We start from the raw sequence: 6,000 nt of genomic DNA, 5'->3' as shown, positions 1-6,000 counted from the left end.
CCTCCTGCGGGCTTTTGTCCAGGGAGGCTCTTCCTCCTCTTCAGCAGGGGACAAGTCGCGACGATGCTCATCCCCTGTGTTCTCTCAACCGGCAGTTGTCATGCGCGTCACTGCTCACTTCTCATTGTCGCTCAACACAGGTGCCTCTGGCGCGGATCGCATTGCTGAATATAGTCGACATTGGCCACAAAGATCAGCTTGTCGCTGGCACGCGAACTCGCGACATTCAGTAACCGCGTGGCCTTGGTGGGGATCCCATTCTGCCCCCAGACATCCGCGAGAAATCTTCGATGGGCACCTTGTATCCTTCCACCAGGTCGAAGATCACACAGGGGGTACTCTACACTTTGCGCACTATGCACCGTCCCTACCTGGACTCCTGAGAGGAGACGATGCGCCTGCAAGGCCTGGCGTATCTTGTTTTTCTGCGCCCCGTAGGGAGTAATCACGCAGATGTGTGGCTCACCGGACTCGCGCGGTGGCACTTGGGGCTGGAGTGTCCGGACGAACTGGACGACACACCGTACATGATACTCATTGTACTTGGAGCCGGTATTCCCACTCGTCGGCCGCTTGGCCCGGCACACTTTGTCTCCGCCTTTCCCTTTGCCCCGATCCTGATCCCCCGTGTTCACCAGCAGCAGGGGACACTCTGGGTGCGGGGAGAGTTGGAGCGGGATGCGGTCTGGGTCCAGGCGATTCTGCAATCGCCCATCATAGAACAACTCAGAGACCAGTGCCGCGATTTCTGGGAGAAAACGTGACTGCTGTGAGAGAAAGACGACTTGGTTCCTGCCCTCCTCTGCGTCAGCCAGGCTCACCGACAAATAGATGTTGGTGGCGAAGTGCCAAACTGCGCGTGATTATGAGCTTCCTTCCTCACAGTTCAAGCTGGATTTGTGAATTCGCCACCAATATCAAATAGGCAAAGAGATCCGTCCCCAACCAGCGCATGGCATGTGGTGCTTCGCGCTCGTCCTTCACTTTGACAATGGGGGCCAGTTGCCTGGGATCTCCCACGATGGCCACATGCCGGGCGGCGTGGGTCACTGCCACCAGCAGCAGCGCCAGCGAGACCAGGGAGGCCTCGTCAATGACGACCGCGTCAAAGAGGCGATCCCGGAGGGAGGGGTTCGTCGTGAGCGCCGTGAGCGTGGCCCCGATGAGTTGCGCCTCGGCAATCACGCGCTGTGAGGCGGCACGCTGCTCAGCGTCGATCTCCTCGATCCGTTCCGTGAGGCGACGAGAGGCGCGCTGAATCTCCCTTACCTCTTCTTCCGCCGCGCTTTCCTCTGTCTCTATCTGCTGCACCGCCCGCTCAGCCTCGTCGATCTGCGCCGTGAGTTCCTGCATCCGGGGGGACGGTGTCGTCGCCTGTTGGAGTTGGGCGTGCAGATGGCGCTCTTCGTCATCCAGACCGGCAAGCCGCATACTTGCTCGCTCGACCGCCTGCGTGACCTCCAGGCGCTTCTGCTCATGCGTTTCCACGGCCTGCTCTGCTTCCACAAGAGCCGCTCGACACTCTGCCACCTGGCGAACAAGCGACTCTTCTGTGATTCCACGCAGACGATGCAGAAGACGACTGGCGGCTGACCTCCCGTAGAACGCCACCTCTTCTTCGCGTGCCCGATCAAGCCTCCACTGACAGGTGTCCCCTGCCCCTATGAGCGCAGAGAGGGTTGCTGTCCAGTCCTGGAGCGCTTGCTGAGCAGTCTCCTGCTCGGTCTGAGCAACCTGCCGTTCTGCTGGAATGCCGTCAAGACGCTTAGTTCTCGACTCGTTCCATTTCCGTTCCTGTGTTTCGAGCGTCGCTCGTTCCTGTTGTGCAATTGTGAGCCTCTTTTGCAGTGGCTCTCGCTGCTTCTTCCACGCGGCCCGGCGTTTGGGCACGGTTTGCTCAAGGCGAGCCCGGCGGCTCTCCAGTTCGCTTTGCATCTCTTGCAAGTGCTCACGTTCCTGGATCTGTCCGGCCCGAAGTTGCTCAACAATCCCTTCCACTGTCAAGTCACGATACGCCTCGCCCACCAGGTCCTTCGTTTTGCCGAGACGCACGAGGCGGTGATCCTGTACCAAGTGCGCCAGGCCACTTTGCACACAGAAATTCCTCAGGCATGCCATAGCACTGTCGAGTGCCCGGTTCGTCTGTGCCAACAGGAGCACGGTTTTCCCGGCATGCAGCCACTCCATAATCAATGCCGCCTCCGTTGCGGTTTTGCCGGTTCCAGGAGCGCCAGCGATGATGACCCGTTCGCTCTCCATGCCCAGGGCAATGGCACGCCACTGCTGAGCAGTGGGGACAAAGAAAGGGATGCGGAAGCCAGGCTGCCCCAGCCTTTCGCGGCAGGGCAGCAGCCCAAAGGTTTTGGCCCCCATCTGCGCTGGTGTCTCCCCTCGCTGCTGGATGGCCACCAGCGCTGCTTGCAGTTTCTCCAGCAACCAGGCCGTCGCTTCGGTCATGGTGAGTCTCGCCAGAAGCTGATCTGGGAGGAGAGTTTCGGTCACGAGAACGATCCGCCCATTGAACGTCGAGAGGATCGTTCCCATCGTCGTCTGCGCTCGATCAGCAGGGTCGAGCCAGATCGCGACGCTGGTATTCTGCCTCGGTTCCCAGTCGTCGTTTTCGGCGAGCGTAAAGAGGTAGGTAGAGCCTGCGACGCTCGTAGTCTGCAACTCACCGTCGAGAGCGATATGGTATGGCTCGTTCCGCCTCGCTTCAATAAGAGCTTCTTGGATGCCGACCAGCATCTCTTCAAGATGATTGACCAGTTCTGGGTGCAGATAACGTGCCATGCCAGTTGCTCACTTTCAGGTGTGATCACGTCCTTCAGCGCAGGTAGTGGTGGAGGACCACGTCCTTGCGCCTATGGCCCAGAGCCTTTGAGACGGCCATGACCACACCCGTATCATAGGTACTCGGCCTGAGACGTCCCGTCTGCGGGGGTAACGAGCGGCCAGGTGCCAGCGAGAGATAGAGGGCCTGCGCATAGGCGCGACGATAGCTATGCACATCCAGGTGCTTCGGGATGCGCGCAAAGACCGGCTCATCGTCCTGGCGACCCTCCCTCAGACAGAGGACGTCCCGCTCATGCCCCATCAGGACGGGCACAGTGCGAGACTTGCCGCCCTTACCGTTCCTGACCTTCACCGTGGTCTGCCCTTGATAGTCGCCTTCGGGCTCACAGGCCACGATGTCACACACCAGCAGCAGACGGACCTCGTTACGGCGTAAGCCTGTGGCCTGGAGAAACCGCAAGAGCGGCTGCCAATTGGCCGCTTGGAAGTGGCGATCATGGGCGGCGATGCCTCTTGAACGAGTAATGGTCGCCCTGGTTCGGCGGGGAAGCACGACCTGCTGCGCCAAGGAGCGGTCGCCAAAGAAGAGCCGCAGGGCTGAACGCTCCGCCTGCAGGGTGTAGGCGCTTTTGCCCTCCTCCAGATGCCATTGCAGGTAGCGTGTAGCCAACTCGTCGGCGCGGGCATCCACTTGCGCGAGGTCTTTGATTTGATAGGTGGTGCGCACCCAGCGGACGAAACGCACCACGTGGCCCTGATACACGGAACGGGTTTTGAAGGAGTGAATCCGTTCCGTGCTGCCGGTCCAGCCCATTTCCTTAGCGGCACGCAGCGCCGCTTTGGCCTTGCCGCGGCTCTGGCGGATAGCCATTTTCTCTTCCAGGCGGTCGACAGCCTCTTTCACGATACTCTTTCGGTGGGCTCCCATGGACTCCCTCCTCTCTTTTCAGGTAGGTAACTCTACGGTTTCCAATAGGCAGGTTCAAACTTGTACGTAATACTGTGCTGGCGACCCAGCGAGGCGTATACGGGGCCTCACTCGCCCCTGGCATTTCAGCGGTTCACCTGAACTGCTGTTTAGAATTCCATATCGGAGCATTCCCACCGCAGCTGGTTTCCAACGAAGAGCCGAGGCACCGACCTCCAAAGACACAGCAACGCTTTCCTCCCTGCCACAGGACGCTCATCTGTGGCAGGCACGCACGACGATGTCTCGCTCCGAGGACCTGCTCCAATGACAGTTTCCGCTACTGTACTACCAAATCACGCGACGAGTACGACAGTTGCTCTGATCTCCCTAGCAGGGAGACCTCCGGCGCTCATCAAGGATGAGATGACCTGAGCCTTTCCAGGGGTTGCCCACGCTGGCACAGCGGCCCGTACTGTAACTCCCTTTGGGCGGAGTCAGACCCTCACCTGAGCCTTTCCAGGGGTTGCCCCACTGGCACAGCGGCCCGTACTGTAACTCCCTTTGGGCGGAGTCAGACCACAACAGTATACAGGTCTTATAACATATATTTAGGAAATTTTCAAATGATACGTGTTGATTTTAAACTTATATGTGTTAGTTTTCTCTAAAAGATAGACATGTCATGACAGCGAGAAAGGGGCAGAGGTGAAGAAAGGGGGTCTGTCATGACCATGTCACCAGAGAGAAGAGCAGCAGTGAGCGACGTGTCATGACCGCATAGCTGGCGGATACGCAAGAGGAGGTGATCTGCCACGACAAGAGACGATGATGAAGCAACACGCCCAAAGGAAGAGGAGACGTAGATACCTCCGTTGCGAGGACCTGTCATGACAGGGGTATCTGCCGGGCTAGGGTGATACACGCACCCGTCATGACAAGGTGCTGGGAACTAGGACAACTCCTAAAGACTTGCCATGACAACGAACCTGCTGCACAGTCTGCTCAGGCGCGACGTATCATGACGCATCTGTTGATAAAGAATCAGTCTCCAGGCTTCTGACAGATCAGGGTAAAGAACAAATCTGGCGCCTTGACCAATTTCCTGGAAAAAGTTGGGTGAAAACTAACAGCTATCTGCCATCTTTTCTGCTACAGTAGTGAGCGGGAAGCATGACGAAGAGGAGAGAGCACCGCAGGTGATGTGGCAAGACGAATGAAAGAAGTGGCAAGAACACTCAGGCAAGATGTGGAGGGCGGTGACTCTCACTAACCGGAGACATGGGAAATAGGAAACGCCATGAGAAAAGAGCAGCACGAATACGAGGGACGAAAATATCTCACAGGAACAGAGGCGGCAGCCTTGATGGGTGTCAACCCTCGTACTATTTACCGTATGATAGATCGAGGTGAGCTGGTCGCATCTCACGCCAGGAGCAACAAGCTGCGGATCGCCTATGACGATGTCCTGGCCTGGAAAGAGCGGCAAGGATTGCCAGCTCTCTCCTCGGCTGATCGTCACGAACAGCTTGTCCATGAAGTGCAAGAACTCACCGAGCAGGTTCACCTCCTTCGGGAGCGGGTTGATTCCCTACTGACGCTGTTCACCGCCACAGTTCGGGCGAACACCCATGCAACCGATTCAGAACAGCAGCTATTCCTCGAGCCTCACGACATGGCTCGGCTGTTCATGGGTTTCCCTTTATCAAGGACGGCGAATCGATTGTTTTCGGTGCTAGACAAGAGGGGCTTGCCGTCTGGGTCGATGACTGTCGCGGCGTTCGCGCAGCGGCATCAGATGAAAGTGAATCGCGTCAAGAAGTTGTACGAGGAGCAACAGATCACCCTCACGATTATTGCACGAGACAACGCCATGCGTAATGCGCACGAATGGTGGATCACTCCGGAGCAGCAAGAGGCGCTCGTCCGCTACTGGCAGCAGCAACAGGTTTCCTATACTCCCTGCGCGCAGTGCCCGCATGCTGTTTCTCCGGAGATGCATGGAGAGGAGACAACTACCTCATAGAGAAGTATAATGGCTCTTCAGTTATAAGGATTCGGTGATTAAGAAAAGGAACGATCCTCTCGGCGCTGTTCCTAAGCCTCCGCGGTATCGTCTCTTCTTTCATAACTCGTATCCACTTTCCTTCTCAAATTGGTGCGCAGGGTACAAAACGGTACCAGCGACTACACTATTGCTGATGGGCAGCCCAAGCCTGTCTGACAGTCAGAGCTATCGTGTCAGACAGCAGTGCAATTTGCTAGAACGATGTCAGACACGAGTGTGTGGCGTCGGTATC

General features: G+C 57.5%; 5 protein-coding genes. 3 read left to right on the top strand and 2 right to left on the bottom strand.

What is annotated here, in order from left to right; translation table 11 throughout:
- The coding region (locus VFA09_22935; protein ID HZU70144.1) for a hypothetical protein at positions 1 to 233 on the top strand (233 nt) is incomplete at its 5' end.
- Between the two features lie 159 nt (positions 234 to 392).
- A complete protein-coding gene (locus VFA09_22930; GenBank protein ID HZU70143.1) occupies positions 393 to 764 on the top strand; it encodes a hypothetical protein in 372 nt (123 codons plus the stop codon).
- Positions 765 to 879: 115 nt separating this feature from the next.
- On the opposite strand, the gene VFA09_22925 is transcribed toward VFA09_22930, so the two are convergent.
- Together VFA09_22925 and VFA09_22920 are read right to left on the bottom strand one after the other, a co-directional pair.
- Positions 880 to 2,790: an AAA domain-containing protein gene (locus tag VFA09_22925; protein HZU70142.1), complete on the bottom strand. Its 1,911-nt coding sequence runs from the start codon at positions 2,788 to 2,790 to the stop codon at positions 880 to 882.
- Between the two features lie 34 nt (positions 2,791 to 2,824).
- Positions 2,825 to 3,721 (bottom strand): site-specific integrase, encoded by an 897-nt coding sequence (locus VFA09_22920; GenBank protein HZU70141.1) that lies wholly within the window; start codon positions 3,719 to 3,721, stop codon positions 2,825 to 2,827.
- A 1,279-nt stretch (positions 3,722 to 5,000) separates the two neighbouring features.
- On the opposite strand from VFA09_22920, the gene VFA09_22915 reads away from it, so the two are divergent.
- Positions 5,001 to 5,726 (top strand): helix-turn-helix domain-containing protein, encoded by a 726-nt coding sequence (locus VFA09_22915; GenBank protein ID HZU70140.1) that lies wholly within the window; start codon positions 5,001 to 5,003, stop codon positions 5,724 to 5,726.
- The last annotated feature ends 274 nt before the right edge of the window (positions 5,727 to 6,000 follow it).

The sequence above is a fragment of the Ktedonobacteraceae bacterium genome, assembly GCA_035653615.1.
In the GTDB taxonomy this organism is placed as follows: domain Bacteria; phylum Chloroflexota; class Ktedonobacteria; order Ktedonobacterales; family Ktedonobacteraceae; genus DASRBN01.
This window is presented reverse-complemented; position numbering and strand designations above follow the sequence as displayed.